At 28.7% G+C, this 18,841-nt stretch carries 11 protein-coding genes; 10 read left to right on the top strand and 1 reads right to left on the bottom strand.

Annotated features, from left to right (window positions below):
* The first annotated feature begins 36 nt into the window (after nucleotides 1-36).
* The 6 genes from SALLE_RS02495 (at nucleotide 37) to SALLE_RS02520 (ending at nucleotide 14,316) form a co-directional block, all read left to right on the top strand.
* Nucleotides 37-5,202 (top strand): ABC transporter permease, encoded by a 5,166-nt coding sequence (locus SALLE_RS02495; protein ID WP_162807934.1) that lies wholly within the window; start codon nucleotides 37-39, stop codon nucleotides 5,200-5,202.
* A gap of 68 nt (nucleotides 5,203-5,270) precedes the next feature.
* Nucleotides 5,271-5,867: a ribosome biogenesis GTP-binding protein YihA/YsxC gene (gene yihA / locus SALLE_RS02500; protein WP_115558063.1), complete on the top strand. Its 597-nt coding sequence runs from the start codon at nucleotides 5,271-5,273 to the stop codon at nucleotides 5,865-5,867.
* Between the two features lie 80 nt (nucleotides 5,868-5,947).
* Nucleotides 5,948-8,830 carry a cation-translocating P-type ATPase gene (locus tag SALLE_RS02505; RefSeq protein WP_115558064.1) on the top strand — a complete coding sequence of 961 codons (2,883 nt, stop codon included), beginning with the start codon at nucleotides 5,948-5,950 and terminating at the stop codon, nucleotides 8,828-8,830.
* Between the two features lie 229 nt (nucleotides 8,831-9,059).
* Nucleotides 9,060-11,696, top strand: coding sequence for a valine--tRNA ligase (locus tag SALLE_RS02510; protein ID WP_115558065.1), 2,637 nt, complete (start codon nucleotides 9,060-9,062; stop codon nucleotides 11,694-11,696).
* 39 nt (nucleotides 11,697-11,735) lie between these two features.
* Nucleotides 11,736-12,284 carry a hypothetical protein gene (locus tag SALLE_RS02515; RefSeq protein WP_115558066.1) on the top strand — a complete coding sequence of 183 codons (549 nt, stop codon included), beginning with the start codon at nucleotides 11,736-11,738 and terminating at the stop codon, nucleotides 12,282-12,284.
* Entirely contained in the window at nucleotides 12,253-14,316 is a 2,064-nt protein-coding gene (locus SALLE_RS02520; protein ID WP_115558067.1) for a ComEC/Rec2 family competence protein, read from the top strand. Before SALLE_RS02515 ends, SALLE_RS02520 begins: the two co-directional genes overlap by 32 nt.
* A 37-nt stretch (nucleotides 14,317-14,353) precedes the next feature.
* Here the strand turns inward: SALLE_RS02520 and rpsT are convergent, their stop codons facing one another.
* Complete coding sequence (gene rpsT / locus SALLE_RS02525) at nucleotides 14,354-14,599, bottom strand: 30S ribosomal protein S20 (protein ID WP_115558068.1); 246 nt, start codon at nucleotides 14,597-14,599, stop codon at nucleotides 14,354-14,356.
* 119 nt (nucleotides 14,600-14,718) lie between these two features.
* Between rpsT and holA the strand changes: the two genes are divergently transcribed.
* The 4 genes from holA (at nucleotide 14,719) to SALLE_RS02545 (ending at nucleotide 18,818) form a co-directional block, all read left to right on the top strand.
* Complete coding sequence (gene holA, locus SALLE_RS02530) at nucleotides 14,719-15,672, top strand: DNA polymerase III subunit delta (RefSeq protein WP_115558069.1); 954 nt, start codon at nucleotides 14,719-14,721, stop codon at nucleotides 15,670-15,672.
* Between the two features lie 16 nt (nucleotides 15,673-15,688).
* On the top strand, nucleotides 15,689-17,122 hold the full coding sequence (locus tag SALLE_RS02535) for a hypothetical protein (RefSeq protein WP_115558070.1): 1,434 nt from the start codon (nucleotides 15,689-15,691) through the stop codon (nucleotides 17,120-17,122).
* An 82-nt stretch (nucleotides 17,123-17,204) separates the two neighbouring features.
* Nucleotides 17,205-17,858: a SprT-like domain-containing protein gene (locus tag SALLE_RS02540; RefSeq protein WP_115558071.1), complete on the top strand. Its 654-nt coding sequence runs from the start codon at nucleotides 17,205-17,207 to the stop codon at nucleotides 17,856-17,858.
* Between the two features lie 168 nt (nucleotides 17,859-18,026).
* Nucleotides 18,027-18,818 carry a hypothetical protein gene (locus SALLE_RS02545; RefSeq protein ID WP_162807935.1) on the top strand — a complete coding sequence of 264 codons (792 nt, stop codon included), beginning with the start codon at nucleotides 18,027-18,029 and terminating at the stop codon, nucleotides 18,816-18,818.
* The last annotated feature ends 23 nt before the right edge of the window (nucleotides 18,819-18,841 follow it).

Consider the following 18,841-nt stretch of genomic DNA (forward strand, 5'->3'; position numbering starts at 1 on the left):
TAAAATATTTTAGATTAAATGGGATTAGGTGAGCAAATGAAAAGAAATGGCAATTGGTTTTTGTTTTTTAAACAAAGCTTTAGAAATATATTTAAATTTCGAGTACAATTTATTATTGTTATTGTCCTAACTTTTATGTCTACTTTAATATTGACAGTTTCACTAGGGGTTTCTTCAATTTTGCGAAATAGTCACGACCAAATTGTGAATACTGGAAACAAATTTGATTATGAATATCAATATCAGTTTGAACAAAAAAGAAGTTCAGAAGGTCCTAACCAAACAATTCCATTAAACGATTACATTAATAATAATTATTCACATTTTATTGACGATGTGAATTTTAGTCTTGAGCCTAATGAAGAGAGTGCCTTCAATTTTTTGCTAAGTAATGATCAAAAAAACAAAAATGAAGAACAAGAAAACTTTTTAGTAAGGTTTTATAAAAGTGAAGGGTTTCAAAAGGCGATTTATGAGTTATTTTTACGCAATGAAAACGGCTTAGCTAATGCAATTTTAAATTATGACTTTAATCCAAATAGTGGAAAACCAGAATATAACAACAATAACATTTTTTATAAATTGGATAATCCTTTCTTGTACTACTCATTAGATAATTTGAAAAAAGAGTACGCTGCTGATTTAGGTTGTGCAGATGGTTTTAAAGCATTGGATTACACAAAATATACAGTAGCAGGGATGTATACAGCTAAAAATGGTTGCTCATGGTTAAATGAAATTGAACGTGATAATGGAATGAAAGTTTACATGAACTATGCTTTCCAGAACCTAATTAAGACTAATTTTGTTCATCTTTCAGATTATGCAAACTATTACATGAATCAAATATTGGATAAAATAGCAGTAGAAGGAAAGATACCTACTTTTGGAGAAGTCAATACAAAATGAGGAGATAAAAACACCGGTATTACTTTAAAACAAACTTCGGAAAATAAGCCAGTAATTGTTGATGAAGCGGCTGAATTGACAGAACTGTTCTTTCAATATCTTTTAGGTTTTAAAACAACAATTGCTGAAACTCAATCAGCTAGAGTTACAGAAATTAAAGGCGGCAATTTCTTAATATCAAAAAACGGACAATGAATCAATGAAGGCTCGGCTTCACAATTGGAAAAATTAGAAGAAGAAGGTGAAATTGAAGCTGGAAAACATTTTTTAACTAATCAAACAGATGTTTATGAATATGGACGTCGTGGTCAAATTAATCCAATGGTTATTTTTATGGAAAATAATAAATTTTTAACTCAGAGATGATTAAATGACCATTGATCAATCACTGGTTTAGGTAAGGAAGAGGTAAGTAATACTTCTTCAATGCAAATGTACCATGATTTCTATACTTTCCCAAATCAATGAGATTTTGAACACTACATTCAAGATTCTGGTTCAGTCAATAGTTCAATGTTTTTGCTTCACCAAAAAAATGCTGCCCAAATTTTAGATTTTGATACAAACGTTAGAACAGAACTATTTTATTTTGATAATGAAAGTCAAAGTAAATTTAGAGCTGTTGCAATCGATTCAAAAGAACCTGATTCAAATTTGACTATCATAAAAGGTAAAATGCCTAGATCAAACAATGAGGTAGCAATATCACAACAATATGCAAAAAGAAATAAATTAAAAGTGGGAAACCTAATTTCAATTGGGGGTACTACTGTAGTTATTTCTGGTTTTGCTACAGATAAATATTCATTCTATCCAATGAGTGATAATGATGTGCCTTTACCTGACAATAAAAATGGGGTAATTATTTATGGTTCTAAAAATACAATTGCCGCAATTAGAAGTCAAGGTTTTGAAAATTATTCAACAAACTACAACACAATTTTCTTAACAAACAAAGGTAATGAAGCAACTAAAAATGATCGTAAAAGCTTATATAGTGCTTTATTATCAAATCAACCAAAAGAAATGAATGCAAGTTATAAATTTATAAAAAGTTTTCAAGACTCACCGATAAAAGATGGTGATAAGGGAATTGGAAACTACAGTTCTCTTTACTCTATCCGCTCTTTTGATAACTCAAATTTCAGCTTAAACTGAAGTGTATATTCTGGAGCTGTAACAATATTTAATATTTTTGCAATCTGTTCTTCAATAGTTATTGCAGCAATTTCGCTAGCAGCAATTGCGATAGGAATTAGTAAAACAATTAGAGCAAATATGGGTCAAATTATTAACCTTAAAGCTCTAGGAGTTAAATCCTCTGAGATTGGAACTTCTTATTTGGTTTATGGATTCCTAGTAATTATAACTATTCCTGTGGCTTGAATAGTAAGTTCGCTAATACAGATACCATTATTTAATATTTTTGCAAACTATTTCTCAGCACCTTATAATTCTGTCTACTTTGATTGAGTACCTTTAATAATATGTGTTTTCATATTAGGTGGGGTAGCATCTCTGGTTGCCTATTTAAGAACTGTGTCATTAACCAAGGGAAGCATAGTTGAGTTACAAGAACTAAAAGACGAAGTTAAGCGATCAAAAATTATTGATAAAATTAAAAATACATGATTTAAAAATGCTAGTTTCTCAAAACGATTTAGTATTGATATTGCGTCAACAGGTTCGCGCCAAACTTGAATGGTTGCTTCAACAATCTTTATTTCATCATTCTTTATTGGAGGAACGCTTGCGCTACCTTCGATTGCGATTAATTTTAAAGATTCTTACTACAAGAGTATTAGGTATAGCAATGAATATTCTGCTTATTTACCTGTAGGTAACTCTCCATTCTCAAAAAGTGCATTAAATACTTGAGAAGGTCATGAAAATCTTGAAAAAGACTGAAAAGACTCTGACTTATTTAAAAGCTTCGGTATGAATGGTTATTATTCAAATAGAAATAACTATACAGCAACTTCAAATAATGTTGGGTTAGTACCAAACTTCATTAATGCAGGTAGTGATGAAAACTTTAAAGTTGACTGGTCGGTAGAATACTTAGTTAATAATTTAAATGATTTAGTACCAGTAGTTTCAAGTATTTTTGGTACAAATTTCTATAACGTAATTGGTCAAGCATTTTCTGTTGGAGAATTAGAACAATTTTTAGGTTGGGTAATTCATTCAGTGAACCAACCAGGAAAACAAATTCCATGGGAAAGCGACAAGCAACGAGAAGAGTTTTTAAAAACTTTAAGTGATACACTAACTAAAGGAATTGGTCCAATTCTAAGTTTAGTTATGGGTTCAATTACTGATGATGGACAAAAACCGAATCCAGATGCTGACTGAAAAACTCAAATACTAGATTCGATTATCGGTTCAGTGCCTCCGTATGTAAAGGCTTACGTTAATCAAAGTGAAAGTCGTAAAAACCAATTTGCCTTTGGTTATTCATATGATCAAGTAATACCAGATCACGAAACTCTAGCAACTAAAATAGATTTCCAAACTAGTGATAATCAAAAAATAAAAATAACAGGATTACCTAAAACTCAAAATGCTTATACATTATCAGAACGTGATTTTAACCGCACTCAGTTATCTAAAGATGTCCACGAAAAAATTACACAAATTATTGAAGGTAATTATAATGGTGGAGATATTGAGGAAAATGGTATAAAAGTTTATGACAAAGATAGCAAAACTATCTTAATTCCAGTAATTGCCAATCGTCAAGCAGAATCAAGTTTAAATTTCTATCGTGATAAAGTAATTTCAGGAATTACACCTGAAAAATCTCAACTGACATATTTAAGCAAGGGTGGCTATAAAGTTCTTCCTAAAGGCGCTTGGATCTATGATGATTCTGATTGAATTAAATTTAAAAAGACTCAAAAAGCTGAAGAAATTAATCAATCTCAGTACCTAGATCCTTTTGCAATGGATAACAATAAGTTCACTTATAATGAATCATTTAATAATGATAAGGTAGCTGAAGGGGCTTTTGTATTCGCTGATTGAGATTATGATAAAACCGGAAATATAGTTGGTTCTCATTTAAGACCGTATTATAACTACGATAATTTACAATTGTGATTCCCAGAAGATGAAATAAACATTAATGAATTGTCTGAAAATTCTCCTGGAGTTAACAAAGAGGGTACATGAAAAGAATCGGGAATTGACTCAGGTAAAGTGCCTGAGTCTGTTAAAGCTGCTTGAGGTAAGGGAACAACTTCAACAACTTGAACCAAAGTGCTTCCATATGATTTAACATATGACAGTAAATGAGAAAAACCAATTAAAAACCTTCAAGGAGGGGAACTAAATCACTTATTGAATAAAGTAAGTTACTTTATGCAAAGTCAATTAAGCGGAGCCGGGGATGTCTTCTTGGGTCTATCAAGGGGTAACCAATCATTAAGCAATAATCAATTGAGTAAGGTTGATATTGTTAATGTTGGTGAGTTAAACTCTTACAATGACAATATAATCATTGGTGATCAAGAAATTGTCAATAGTTTGGCGGGTTACTCAAATACTTACTTTACCCCATATAACTACAATCCAGATGGTAAAGAAGTAGGTAATTACAAGGGGATAAAAACATTTGAAACTCTAACCCCTGAACAACTTGTTAAAAGAAAATTAGAAGACCAGTTTAGAAATAATTTTAATGGAAAAATCAATTATTGGTGAAACACCAAATTAAGTAATGTGGATGAAACCATTGGTATTACATCATATGTTTCGTTTAATAATAAGGAACGAACAGGTAACTTTACTGTTGGGGGAAATAATCGATTTAAAGTAACAACTTCCTATGAAGGTCAAAGTTTACTAAGCGAAACCAAAGCTCTTGTAAATCAAATTTCAGGAATGGCAGCCTTAATTGGGGTCTTGCTAGTTTCAATTATTATCATCACTTCATCGCTGTTTGTAATTTTAATTTGTGACTTGCTAGTTTCGAAAAATAGTCGATTTATTATTTTGATGAAATCCCTTGGTTATTCAAAACGACGATTAGTTGGTTATATAATTGGGACAGTAACTGTATTTAGTATTATTGGATTCGTTTTAGGATTGGGATTATCATACCTAGGACTATGAGGTCTAATAAGTCTGATTTCTAATTTAGGGGGAGTTGCTATTCCATTCGCCTTAACTTGGTGAGCTCCATTCCTAGCGGTAATGCTAGTTGGGGGAGCTTATTCAATCAGTATTTTTGCAGCAATGCATAAAGTCGTAAATACGTCACCACATGTTCTAACGACTGTATCAGAATAATTAACAATTAAAATCTTCAATTGCTATTGAAGATTTTTTTATTTATAATATTAGTAGAGGTAAAAATTATGGAGATTAAGCAAGCAGTATTTATTAAGTCGGCTGCTAAAAAAGAAGGTTGATTGGTTGATGATATTCCTGAGGTCTGTTTTGTGGGTCGCAGTAATGTTGGTAAATCAAGTTTTATTAATGCCTTAACAAATAATAATAAATTAGCAAAAATTTCTTCAACCCCAGGTAAAACAAGGTTGTTGAATTTCTTTTCAATTAATAATAATAAATTTCGTATTGTGGATGCTCCTGGATACGGTTTTGCAAAGGTTAATGTTAATTTAAAAATTCAATTTGCAGAAATGATGGAAGAATATTTAACAGAGAGAGAAAATTTGAAATTTGTTTGCCAATTAGTTGACTTACGTCACAATCCAAGTAAAGATGATATTGAAATGTACCGCTTTTTTAAGGACTTTAATATCAAGGTTTTCATGATAGCAACAAAACTGGATAAAGTTAAAAAGAACGACATTGCTAAAAATGAAAAAAATATTAAACAGTTATTAGAATTTGATAATGAAGATTACTTCATGAAATTTTCAAACAAAGACCGCAAAAATTTGCAAGATATCACAAGAACAATGAGCGAAATTTTTGGTTTTAATAATTAAAATATCTATTTAATATCTAGATATTAAATAGATAAAAATATTATTTGTGATATAATTTTTTAAAAGTAGGTAATTATTTGATGAAAGAAAATTGTACTAAAAGTAAAACTGAATTATCCAAAATTTTTAAAACTAATTTAGAAAACGGTTTAGAAGTTGAAGAGGCTGAAAAGCGCCTTTTAGAAAATGGACCTAATGAAATCCCTAAAGGAAAAGTTACCCATTGATTGGTAATCTTTTTAAAAACTTTAATGGAACCGCTGCAATTAATTTTGCTTGCGGCTGCCATTATTTCTGTTTTCACGTCTCTAGTTGCGAGTAACTGAGAAGTTTCAGCAGATAATTTTATCGATTTTATTGTTATTATTTGTATTGTAATAATCGATGGAGTACTTGAAACAGTTCAAGAAGTAAAAGCTAGAAAATCAATGGATTCGCTAAAATCTTTTACCAAGCCAAGAGCTGTTGTTATTCGTTCTGGGCACCAACAAGAAATTGATGCTAGTGATATTGTTGTTGGGGACTTAATTGTTCTGGAAGCTGGTAAATATGTTCCAGCAGACCTTATAATGATTGAAACAAGCGAGTTAATGGTCGATGAATCTATTTTAAGTGGTGAATCAGTTCCGGTTTTTAAGACAAGTAATCCATTGGAAAAAGAAACTAGTATATTAGGAGATATGAAAAATGCAGCTTTTATGTCAACTTTCACAACGGCTGGTCGCGGTATTGGAATGGTTGTTCGCACAGGATCTCAAACCGAGATTGGAAAAATTGCTGAGTCAATTAATGAAAATGATGAATCTAAAACTCCTTTAGAAAAAAAATTAATAAAATTCAGTTACTGAATTGCCTTACTAGCATTTTTAATCGGGATTTTTGTATTCTTAACAATGTTCTTGAAAGGAAATCCTCAGTTCTGACCAAGTTACTTAATGGTTTCGATTACATTAGCAATTGGGGTAATTCCTGAATGTTTAGCAGCGGTGGTGTCGATTTCTCTGTCATTTTCAACCAAGAGAATGGCTCGCGAGAACGTTATTGTTAAAAAACTTGCCAGTGTTGAAACTCTAGGAAGTGTAAATGTTATTTGTACTGATAAAACCGGAACACTGACTGTTAACCGCATGACAATTAAAAAAATTATGCACGATAATAAGATTCTATCAAGTGAAGAATATCTTAAATTAAAAAAGAATGAACAAAAAAAATTATTTCTACAATCATTGGTTCTACCAAATGATAGTGTTACTGAAGGTAAGGAAAGAATTGGAGATCCAACTGAATTAGCTTTAGTAGATTTTGCTGAATTAGCAGGAATCGATGAACAAGAAGCGAGAGACAAATGAGAAAGAATTGATGAAATTCCTTTTGACTCTGAACGTAAGCTGATGACAACTGTTAATAAAATAGATGGCAAACCAACTACCTTTACAAAAGGAGCGGTTGATGAAATTTTAAAAGTCTGTGACAGAATTTATATTAATAATGAAATTAGAAAAATTACTCAAGCAGATATTGAAATTATTTTAAAACAGGCAGATGAATTATCTCAGCAGGCATTAAGAATCCTTGGTTTTGCTTATCATCAAAATTATAAAAATAGCAATGATAAAAGTAATTTAGAAAAAAAACTTATATATGTTGGTTCAGTTGCAATGATTGATCCGGTTCGCCAATCAGCTATTGATGCAGTACGAGAAGCTCATGATGCAGGAATTAATGTAGTAATGATTACTGGAGATCATGCAACAACCGCATTGGCAATTGCAAGAGATTTAAATTTAGCATTTTCTGAATATGAAGTAATGTCTTCAGACCGTCTAGAATTAATGTCAGATTTGGAATTATCAAGAATTATTACTCAAATTAAAGTTTTTGCTCGAGTTAACCCCGAACATAAGGTTAGAATAGTTAAAGCATTACAGGAAAAAGGGAACATTGTTTCAATGACAGGTGATGGAGTTAATGATGCTCCAAGTCTTAGTCGTGCCGACATTGGAGTTGCTATGGGAATTACAGGAACTGATGTTGCTAAGCAAGCCAGTGATGTTATCCTAACTGATGATAACTTTAAAACTATTATCAAGGGTGTTGGGGAAGGAAGAAATGTTTACCAAAAAATTCGTCGTGCAATAACTTTTGTAATTAGTGTTAATATTGCCAATGTTTTAGCAATATTTATTTTATCTTTAATAAATGATATCTCTCCAGTTGAAGCAACAAACATTTTATGAATTAATTTAATAGTTGAGTCAGTCTTGGCGATAACAATTGGAATGGGACCAAATGATCAGTCATTAATGAAGATAAAACCAAAGTTGGGTAAAAACAGTTTATTTGAAGGTGTTTGAAAACCGATGTTTAAAATTTGTGCGTTTTCAACAGCTGCAGCTATTGCAGGATTCTATATGGGAATGTCTTTTACTCCAAGCGAACTTTATGCAGATAGATATTCAAGTTGATATGAATTATTAAAATCAACAGATGCAACTTTACAAGAAAGAGTTGCTGTAATGACTTTTGGAAGAACAGCGATGTTCTTAGTAATGACAATAAGCCCATGTTTTTATGTCAATTTTATTAAATTGAGTAATTGAAAAGTTTCAAAAAAAATTCAATTTAACCCAAATTTACCACTAGTTTTTGCAAGTATTTTCGCAGCCTGTTTAAATATTATTGTTTTATTTATCCCTGGTCTAAATAGTGTTGTTTTATTATTGAACCCAATTAGCAGTTGAAATAGTAATAATTGATATTTAATTTTAGCTTCAATTGGAATTGCGATTATCCCTGGAATATTAATTTTATCAACAGATGCGATTGTATTTTTCACTTACCATTGGTTGCCAAAAAGTTGAGAAAGAAATCGACGTATAGCTACAGAATTTGTTGAGAAGGATAAGATAAAAACAGTTAAAAAAGTAAACTCAGTTGTTGAAAAAGATAAAAAAATTAATTAAATTAATTAATTTTGATGTAAAATAAAATTAGTTTTAAGAGGAGTATTTTAAGAAATTTATCAGAGAGTTAACGGTCGGTGTGAGTTAATAAATTTTCTTAAAAGAAGGTTGCTTAATAAATAATATTATAAATAATTAAGTGGACTTGAAAAAGTCAATTTGGATGGTACCGCGGAGAAATTCGTTCCTAAAGAGGGATGAATTTTTTTTATTATAAAGGAGAAATAAAATGAAGAAATTAAATGATAAATATGATTTTAAATTAGTAGAAAAAGACAAAAACAAATTCTGAATTGAAAATAAATACTTTGAGGCAAATTTGGATTCTGGTAAAAAGACTTTTTCAATAGTAATGCCTCCACCAAATGTAACTGGTAAATTGCATTTAGGTCATGCTTGAGATGGAAGTATCCAAGATTTTTTAATTCGCTATAAAAAACTCCACGGTTTTAATACTCTATGAGTTCCAGGAATGGATCATGCCGGAATTGCTACCCAGGCAAAAGTTGAAGCTCGTCTTCAAGAACAAGGGGTTTCGCGATACGATTTAGGCAGAGAAAAGTTTATCAAACAAGTTTGAGATTGAAAGGAAGAATACGCTAGTTTAATTAGAGAACAATGAGGTAAAATGGGTCTTGGATTAGCATATGATAGTGAAAAATTTACTTATTCGCCAGAATTAAATAAAATTGTCAATTTAGCATTTGTAAAAATGTATGAAGAAAAGTTAATTTACAGAGGGAAAAGAATTATTAATTGAGATCCAAAATTAAAAACTGCTTTAAGCAATATTGAAGTTATTTATAAAGAAACTCTTGGAGCTATGTATCATTTTAAATATCAATTGGAAGGGGCAAATAATTTTTTAGAAGTTGCTACAACTAGACCTGAAACAATGTTTGCCGACCAAGCCGTAGTTGTAAATCCTGCAGATAAAAGATATAAAAAATTTGTTGGTAAAAATGTTATTAATCCTGCGAATAACCAATTAATTCCCGTAATTGCTGATGATTATGTCGAGCTTGATTTTGGAACTGGGGTAATGAAATGTACTCCCGCTCATGATTTAAATGATTTTGAAATCGGTGTGCGTCATAATTTGAAAATGCCTTTATGTATGAATGAAGATGGAACTATGAACGAAATGGCTCTTGAATTTTCAGGATTAGATCGTTTTGCTGTTAGAAAAAAATTAGTTGATAAATTAAAAAAAACAAACCAATTAATAAAGATTATGGAAATTAACCACCAGGTTGGTTACTCAGAAAGAAGTGAAGTAGTGGTTGAACCATTTTTATCAAATCAATGATTTGTAAATATGAAACCGCTTGCTCAATCGGTGCTTGAGTTACAAAATGGACCAGAGGCTATCAATTTTTTTCCAAATCGATTTGAAAAAACTTTGAACACATGAATGACGGATACTTTGGACTGAACTATTTCACGTCAAATTTGATGAGGACACCAAATTCCAGCCTGATATCATAATCAAACAAAAGAAATTTATGTGGGAATGGAACCGCCCAAAGATTTAGAAAATTGAGTCCAAGAAGAGGATGTTCTAGACACTTGATTTTCATCAGCATTATGACCTTTTGCTGCTATGGATTGAACAGAGAAAAATCCTTCAAAATTATTTCAAAATTTTTTCCCAATACAAACTTTAGTTACTGGATATGATATTATCTTTTTTTGAGTAGCTCGAATGATTTTTCAAACAAAAAATATTGTTAAGAAAAAACCGTTTAATGATGTTTTAATACATGGTCTTATCAGAGATGAAAATGGAAAAAAAATGTCAAAGTCACTGGGAAATGGGATTGATCCTATGAATGTTATTGAAGAATTTGGAGCTGATAGTTTGAGATTTTTCTTACTTACAAATTCTTCTCCGGGAGCTGATTTAAGATTTTCAACCGAGAAAATTAAATCAAGTTGAAATTTTATTAATAAACTTTGAAATGCTTCAAGATTTGTTGAATTAAGTAAAAGTAAGTTTTCAAAAATTAGTCTTTCAATTGATGATGTTGAAAAAAATAATGATTTTGAAAATAATTTAAATAAGTGAATTTTGGCAGAGTTAATTAAAGTCGAGTCAGAAGTTGAAAAACATGTAAGTAATTATGACTTTAATTTAGCTGGAAGAGAAATTTATGATTTTGTTTGAAATACTTATTGTTCTTGATTTATAGAGCTTTCTAAAGCTAATTTGGAAAATGAAAAAGTAAGTGAGTTATCAGTAGTAACTTTGATATTCGTGCTTAAAAAAATATTGATTATGTTACATCCTTTTATACCTTTTGTGACAGAAGAAATTTATCAATCTCTAGACTTAAAAAAATCAATTTTAGAAGAAGAATGAATTCAGGTGAAAACAAAATATTCTGATATTTATTTAAGTTATGTAATAGAAATTATTTCATCTATCAGAGAATTTAGGTTAAAAAATAATTTGAAAAAATCTATCCCACTAAAATTATCTTTGACAAAGTTTAAAGATAAAAAAGTTGAAAAGGATTTAATTAATAATAACTCAGAAATAAATTCAATCTTAAATAAAATGATCAATTCACAAATAGAATTAGTTAAAAATAATCAAGCAAATAAAACGGTTATACCTCAATCAGAATTTGTGATAGAAATTGAAAATGAAAACGTTTTTGATGTAGAAACTCTTAAAAAAGATTTGAAAAATAATCTGGATAGAATTTCAAGGGAAATCCAAAGATCTAAGCAAATACTTAATAATGAAAGTTTTCTTTCGAAGGCTAGTCCGGATAAAATCAAAATTGAAAAAGAAAAATATGAAAATTATCTAAAACAATTTGAAAATATAAAATCAGAAATAGATAACTACAAAAAATAGTAGTTATCTTTTTTTTATGCGAATTATGTTAGGGGACACATGAACAAAAAAACGATTTTAGCTATATTTATTATTATTCTAATATCAGTAACCGGAGCATTAATTTATAACTTTCAAAATAAAAGTAGAGAATCTTACAATGTAATTTCAAACGATAATGATAAAAAAGTATATTTAAATTTTAAAATGCTGTATAAATTTCCATTAGTAAATGAAATAGACCTTCCAGAAAAAGTTTTAATAATAGAAGAAGGCAAAACTATAGACGAAATTATTAAAGAAGAAAATATCAATTTAAATTTTTTTCAAAAAATAAATACCCAAAAGCTTAACAAGTCCATTACCGAAAGCGAAACAGTTGAACTTATACCAAAAATACAATTTATTGCAAAGAAAAGCCATCTTGAAGCAGACAGAAATGATTTTATTGAAAATGGTATATCACCAGAATTGGCAAATCAAAGCTGTCTAATGCTAAAGAATAAAACCCTAAAGACTTCAGAAATAATGATAAAACTTAAAAAAAGTTACAAAACTGCAGAGGAGAAGAAATTCTTTGAAAGATTTATTCTTGAAGTTTACACCTAGAATAAATTTTAATTTAGTTTTTTTTGCACTAGCAATTTTCATAATGATGGGAATAGTTTTAAAAATAAATGTAATCATGATAACAGGGGGAATAGCTTTTTTGTTAATGGTTTTTTATTTAGTTAAAAAAAATTTTAGATATTTATTAATAATATTAATTCTTTTGATTTCTGTTTTTTTAAGTTTTTTTGTAAACCAAGAATATAAAATGGCAAATAACTCTTTAAGTTTCACTGTTTTCAATGTTAGTAAAAATTATTCAATTTTGTCCAATGGAGGTAAAAAGTTTTTATTTAAAGAATTTGAAAACGAGAAACAAATTGGTCAAACTTATAAAATGAAATGTGAATGTAATAAAATTGCAAATAAAAATAATATTTATCAATTTAACTTTCAAAAACTCATGCTGTCTAAAAATGTAATTTATGAACTGAAAAACTGTCAAAATCAAAAATTTATTTCTGACAATTTTCAGACTAAACTAAATGCAAAAAAACAAATAAATTCAGACTGAATGAAGTCAATTAATAATTTGGAGGAAAACGATTTAACAATTTCTTTTAAAAATTTGGGTATAAGTTTTTTATTGAACTCCAATGGTTATTTGGTTTTAACTGGTTATTATTTTCTTGATAAAATATTTAGGCGATGAAAAAAATATCACAAAATCAAAATAATCTTATATTTGCCATTGTTATTTAACTTAGTATTATTAAATTTTTCAGTTGAAATATCAAGAATTCTTTTAATACTTTTTATTAATTATTTTTCCAGAATTTGAAAATTAAAATTTGGTTACTGAAATAAACACGTTTTAATTTGGTCTATTTTACTTTGCATCAGCCCAAATTGATTTTTATCAACAGGATTTATTTACAGTTTAGTTATTTCATTTTTTAATCAATTTTATTTAAAAATGAATTGTAAAAAAAATGTGATTAAAAACTTAATTAATTGAAGTTTAACTATAATTCCATTGCAAATAATGTTTAATTACAATATTTTGTTTCTATTAGTTTTAAATCAATTTTTTTGACAACCATTGTTAAGTGTGATGTATTTATTTACACTATATACAAATTTAATTCCGGGAATGGGAGTTATTTATAATATTTTTTTTAGCATAAGTCTTAGTTTGGCAAAGATAGGGGAACTAGTAAATTTGAGTTGAAACATTGGTCATATCGAAAGTTTTTACTACGTTATTTACTACCTAATTTATTATATTATTTGTAAAAATAGCTTACGCTTTAGATCCAATCGAGTATTAATGACTATTTTAATTGCTTTTTCCATATTTGCTTGCAACATAAATAACGCCAAAAATAACTATAACTTTATTGCAATGATAAATGTTGGCAATGGAAATAGTTTCTTGTTACACGAGCAGGGTGGTAAAAATATTTTCTTTGATATTGGTTCGGGAATTGGTAAGTCTAAAAATACTGACAGTGATTTTTTGAAATACTATGGATTGAATGTCATAGAGGCGGTATTTATATCTCATACAGACCAAGATCATAATAATAATATAGATCAAGTTTCTAGAAACACTATAATTAAAAATATTTATAAAAATGACTTTTATTTTAGAAAAATGATTGTTAATGATATTAGTATTCAAAATTTTGAGTATTACAATGAGAAAGACCCCAATGATAGTTCGCAAGTCTTGCTTTTAAACTGAAGAAATAAAAGAATGCTTTTCACCGGGGATTTACCAAAGAGGATAGAATCTCAGCTAGTAGCTGATAAAGAATTTTATAGTTTATTTTTAAATCGCGGGCTCGACTTTTTGCAAGTTCCACATCATGGTAGTAAAACTTCTTCCTCAAGAGAATTTATTAATTTGATTAAACCTAAAATATGCTTTATTTCTGGAGAAAATAAGGGCAGACTCCACTTCCCTGATCCCATAACATTGAATACATTACAACAAAGTGGCTGCATCACTTATGCAACATTAGGTATAAACACTTATAAATATTTGCCATTTACAAATAAGAAATCTGATATTGAAATTATTAATTAAAAAAGACAAGCCTTAACTTGTCTTTTTTATAATATTTTTAAGCACTCATTAATCGAGATTTTTCGCGAGCTGCTTTGTTAGCTTTAAAAATACCTTTTGTAACACCTTTATCAACCAAACTTACAGCTTCGTTAACTAGTTTGTCTTTATCTGCACTATTTGCTTTTTTTGCAACTAGCGCCTTTTTTATAGCGGTTTTAACAGATGATTTAAAGCTTTTATTTGCTAATCTGCTTTTTTCGTTTGTTAAAATACGCTTCTCTTGTGATTTAATATTTGCCATTTTTTCAACTCCTTTTAAAGTTCACACACATAAGTAATTATAGCAAAAAAACCATTTTTTTTTGAATAATTTTCGCATTTTTTATCAAATTATGTTTAAATCATAAAAGTAGGTGTTTTATGTATTTAATTTTAGGTAATGATGAATTTTTGATTCGTAAGGAACTTCAAAAAAATATAAAGAAACTTTCTCATAATAGTGAATATGAAAGAGTGAACTTCGATTTAATAAATGACGATTTTAATGATTTAGTTAATGAATTATACACATTTGGTATGTTCTCGGAAAGAAAGATAATTGTTATTGAAGAAGCCTGATTTTTAACCGAAAAAAAAGTTGCTTTAAATAAGACTTTTGAATTAGAAAAATTAAAAAAATATCTAGAAAACCCAAATCCAAACAACGAAATATTTTTCCTATTAAACAATGATAAAATTAGCAAAAAATTAGTAATTTCCAAATTTTTTGAATCAAATTCTGAGATAATTACAGTTCCAAGTTTAAACAAAGAAAGTGCATATAAATTAATAACTAAAAAACTTAGTAGCGAGGGTATCGAGTTTGACAAGGATGCTATCGAGTATTTGCTTGAAAAAGTCCCTCTAGAGTCTAGGATAATAATTAATGAAATCAATAAATTAGTTAATTTATCAGAAAAAGTTACAAAAAAACAAATTCAAAATATTGTTTCAAAATATATTTTTTATGATATTTTTGAAATCAGCAATTATTTTTTAAACGGAAATATTGATAAATTTTTGATTAACTATAAAAAATATCGTAGCCAAAATAAAGATTTCTTTTCATTTATTAGTTTAATAATTAGTTCTTTAATATTAATGAGAAATGCTATTATATTGAAAAATAAAAATTTTAATAATTTAGAAATTGCCGAAAGACTGGAAGTAAATCCTTACCGAATTTCTAAAATTTTAGAAATTAATTATAGAAATTTCAAACAAATTAATGATAAAATAAAGGAAATGTATGGTTTAATTTCAAACATTTTCGAAGGAAACTACGATGATCAAGTTATTTCTGAGCTATTTTTTATAAAAACATTGCTAATATAGGGTGGGGGAAATCTTGATGGAAGCAAAACAAAAACAATATGAAGATATTTTGAATATTTTAAATAATATTGTTCATGATGAAAAACTTCGTACAAATCTTTTCTCAGATGAAAAGTTTAGAGATTTATTTGTTAGTCAAGTTAACAATTTGTTAAGTTTAGAAATAGATAATAATTTAACTTTTTCAGATAAAAAGTGAGCTGCTATATTTGGTAAATCTTTAGTAAATATAACTAAGCAAAAAATAAAATTCTCAAAAATTGATAATAACACAGAAGATAACATTTTTGCTGATTACACAATGCTTGCAAATTTCGTAACTAAAGAATTTAACTTTGAAAAAGAAGAATTATTAAAAATCAATGAAATAACCGAAGAGGGGATAAAAGATAATTCTTCAGTCACACCAGAAATGAAAAAAAATTTTTTAACAGATGATAAAGTAAATCCTGATATTGAAATCGTTGATAAAGATAAGGAGATTCCTAATACCAAAAATAGTGAAGGTTTTAATAATAATCCTCAAGGTTTAGTTGCTCCTCCATTACATCCAAGACAAGATCCGCGTTTTTACCCTTATAAAACCAAACCCCCAGGAATAAGAATAGCCAAGTACATGATTGGAGCATCATTGTTGTTACTTACAAGTATTTTGCTTATATTTTTTATTTTAGGAATATCGCGTAGATATAACTTCGGTATTGACAATAACGATATTTCTGGTTTATTTAATGGTTTTCATGTTTGGAATCCTGAAGATAAACTCTACAACAAGTTTATAGTTGCTGGTGGTAATGTTAATTTGAGTAATTTGAATATAATTTCATCTCCATTTGGTGATGCTCAATTAATTAATCCTGGATTTTGGATTTATGCTATTGCTGGATTTTGTATTTATAGGGGTTTAAAGTTTTTTAGTACTTCAAGAAATAGAGTTGAAGAATATACTTACGGATTGGGAAATGCTGTATTTGTTTGGATTATAGTAGTGATGTTTATTGCGATGTATTCTCAATACTTATCAGAAGATTGAATAAAGAATTCCTATAAAAATCATATAAAAATAAACTTTTTCAACGAATCAGAGGGAGCGCTAAAAATATATCCCCTTGAAAAATTTAATTCAGATTTCGAAGTTTTTTGAAAAGATTTTAATAGCAAATCGATTTTTTTACCAATGAGAATTTTAGCAATTATATCTACAACAATTTCTTCTTTTGTTGCTTTATTATCAATAATGCTGATAGCTATAAATCCCAAAGGTGATTTGGAAAAATTAAAACTAGCTGACATGGAATATCAAAAAATGCTTTCAGAATTAATGCAAGGTAGAAAATATGAAATGTCAAGTTCTCTTTACGAAAAAGATGATTTTGTACCAAAACCTTTCTTTAAGAAAAAAGAATTAAATAAAAATAAATCTGATAAAGATAATGAAGAAAAAAAATAAATATTTATGATTAGGTCTAGTTAATTTTTAATGGATCATAAATATTTTTTTTATTTTAAAATAAGAATGGTGGTTTATCAAAGTGACTGAAGTAAGTTTAATGATTCCAGATATCCTAAATGAGATTTACATTGCTTATGATTTTTTAAATCATAAGTTATTCAACAATGAACTTAAAAAAATCCAAATTACAATTGCTTCATTTAATCAAAAAACTAGAAGTAATAAAACTGTTTTAGCTCATTTCAATCCTAGAAAATCATGAGAAGGGGATTTTAATGAAATAGTTTTGTATGATTCGGTTTTTACCGGGAATTTTAACGATATTCTACAAACCTTGGTTCATGAAATGGTTCATCAGTATTGCTTTGAAAACGGAATTAAAGATACCGAAGCTAATGGCAGACATAACAAAAACTTCCGTCAACAAGCTGAAATAGTCGGCCTTACCGTCAACAAGCCATTAACTAAAAATCAAGGATACACAACGTCCTTGAGTGGTGCTTTGGAAAGTGTTTTCAGGGTTATCCCGCTAAACCATAGAGTTATTGAAGATTTTATTGGCATTAATAACTTTAAGAAATTAAATAAAAAAAATAAAGAAATCAAAGAGACAATTAAACCCGTTAATTTTAAGTATCAATGCAGTGGGTGTGAAATTGAGTTTAGATCCAAAAAAGACATGAATTTGAATTGCGCTGATTGTGATATTAGTTTAATTAAAAGTGTATTTTAAAATACACTTTTAATGTAATTTATTATTTATATTTTTATTTTAAAGTGATAATATTATATAAGTAAGTACATTAGTTATAGAAATGGAAAAATATATATGGCCCTACCGCAATACCCTAGATTCTGTAATATTCATCAAGTAATCCATATTTGCGAAAATATGGATCCGATGTTTAAGTCAAAAACTGAAGAAGCTAAATTAGCAAGTAAAGTAAGACGTCTTCATGGTAAACAAACAGAAGAAGAATTAGAAGAAGAAAGACAAAAATCTATGCCTCAAAAAGGCTCTCTCGCGGCTATTTTAGCCAGCGCTAAGGAAAATATTAAAAAAGAAAAATCTAAGTTAAATGGGGGCCAAAACAGTCAAAATTCAGAAGGAGACTCTGAAGGGAAAATTGATGAAGGAAGTCTTTCAGAAAGAATGATGGCTTTGAGAGCTAAAACTTTGGGCGAAAGCGTTACACATCAAAAAGAAATAGTTAAATCTAATAAAATAGACCCCCCTATTCAAAAAACAAACCCCCCTACTGGAAACTTTGGCACTAGTCAATCAACAATAAGTAGTGACTACTTGAATGATATTAAGGATAGACACGAAAGTATGTATTCTGCTGTGAGAATGAGTGAAATAAAAAAACGTCCTACTGCAGCAATTCACCTGCCTAAGAAAAAAGCGCAGACTAAATTAATAAATCCTTCAGAAAAACTAGAAAAAGCTGTTTCTAAACCTAAAACAACCCCAACCCCTATAGCTAAAACTAAATCTATTGTAGTTGAGAAACCTAAAACCAAGTCAATTTCACCTACAATTACCAAATCTACTACAGTTAAAAAAAGTGTAAATTTAGAAAAAAAAGTTAAATCCGATAAAGATAAACCAGTTTTTACAAAAGCTGAAACAAAAAAATTAATTGAAGAGGCTGTAAAAATAGCTTTAAAAAAAGTCGGAAAAATTGAATAAAGAAAAAGCGACATTTAAATGTC

It is taken from the genome of Spiroplasma alleghenense (assembly GCF_003363775.1).
GTDB lineage: Bacteria > Bacillota_I > Bacilli_A > Mycoplasmatales > Mycoplasmataceae > Spiroplasma_B > Spiroplasma_B alleghenense.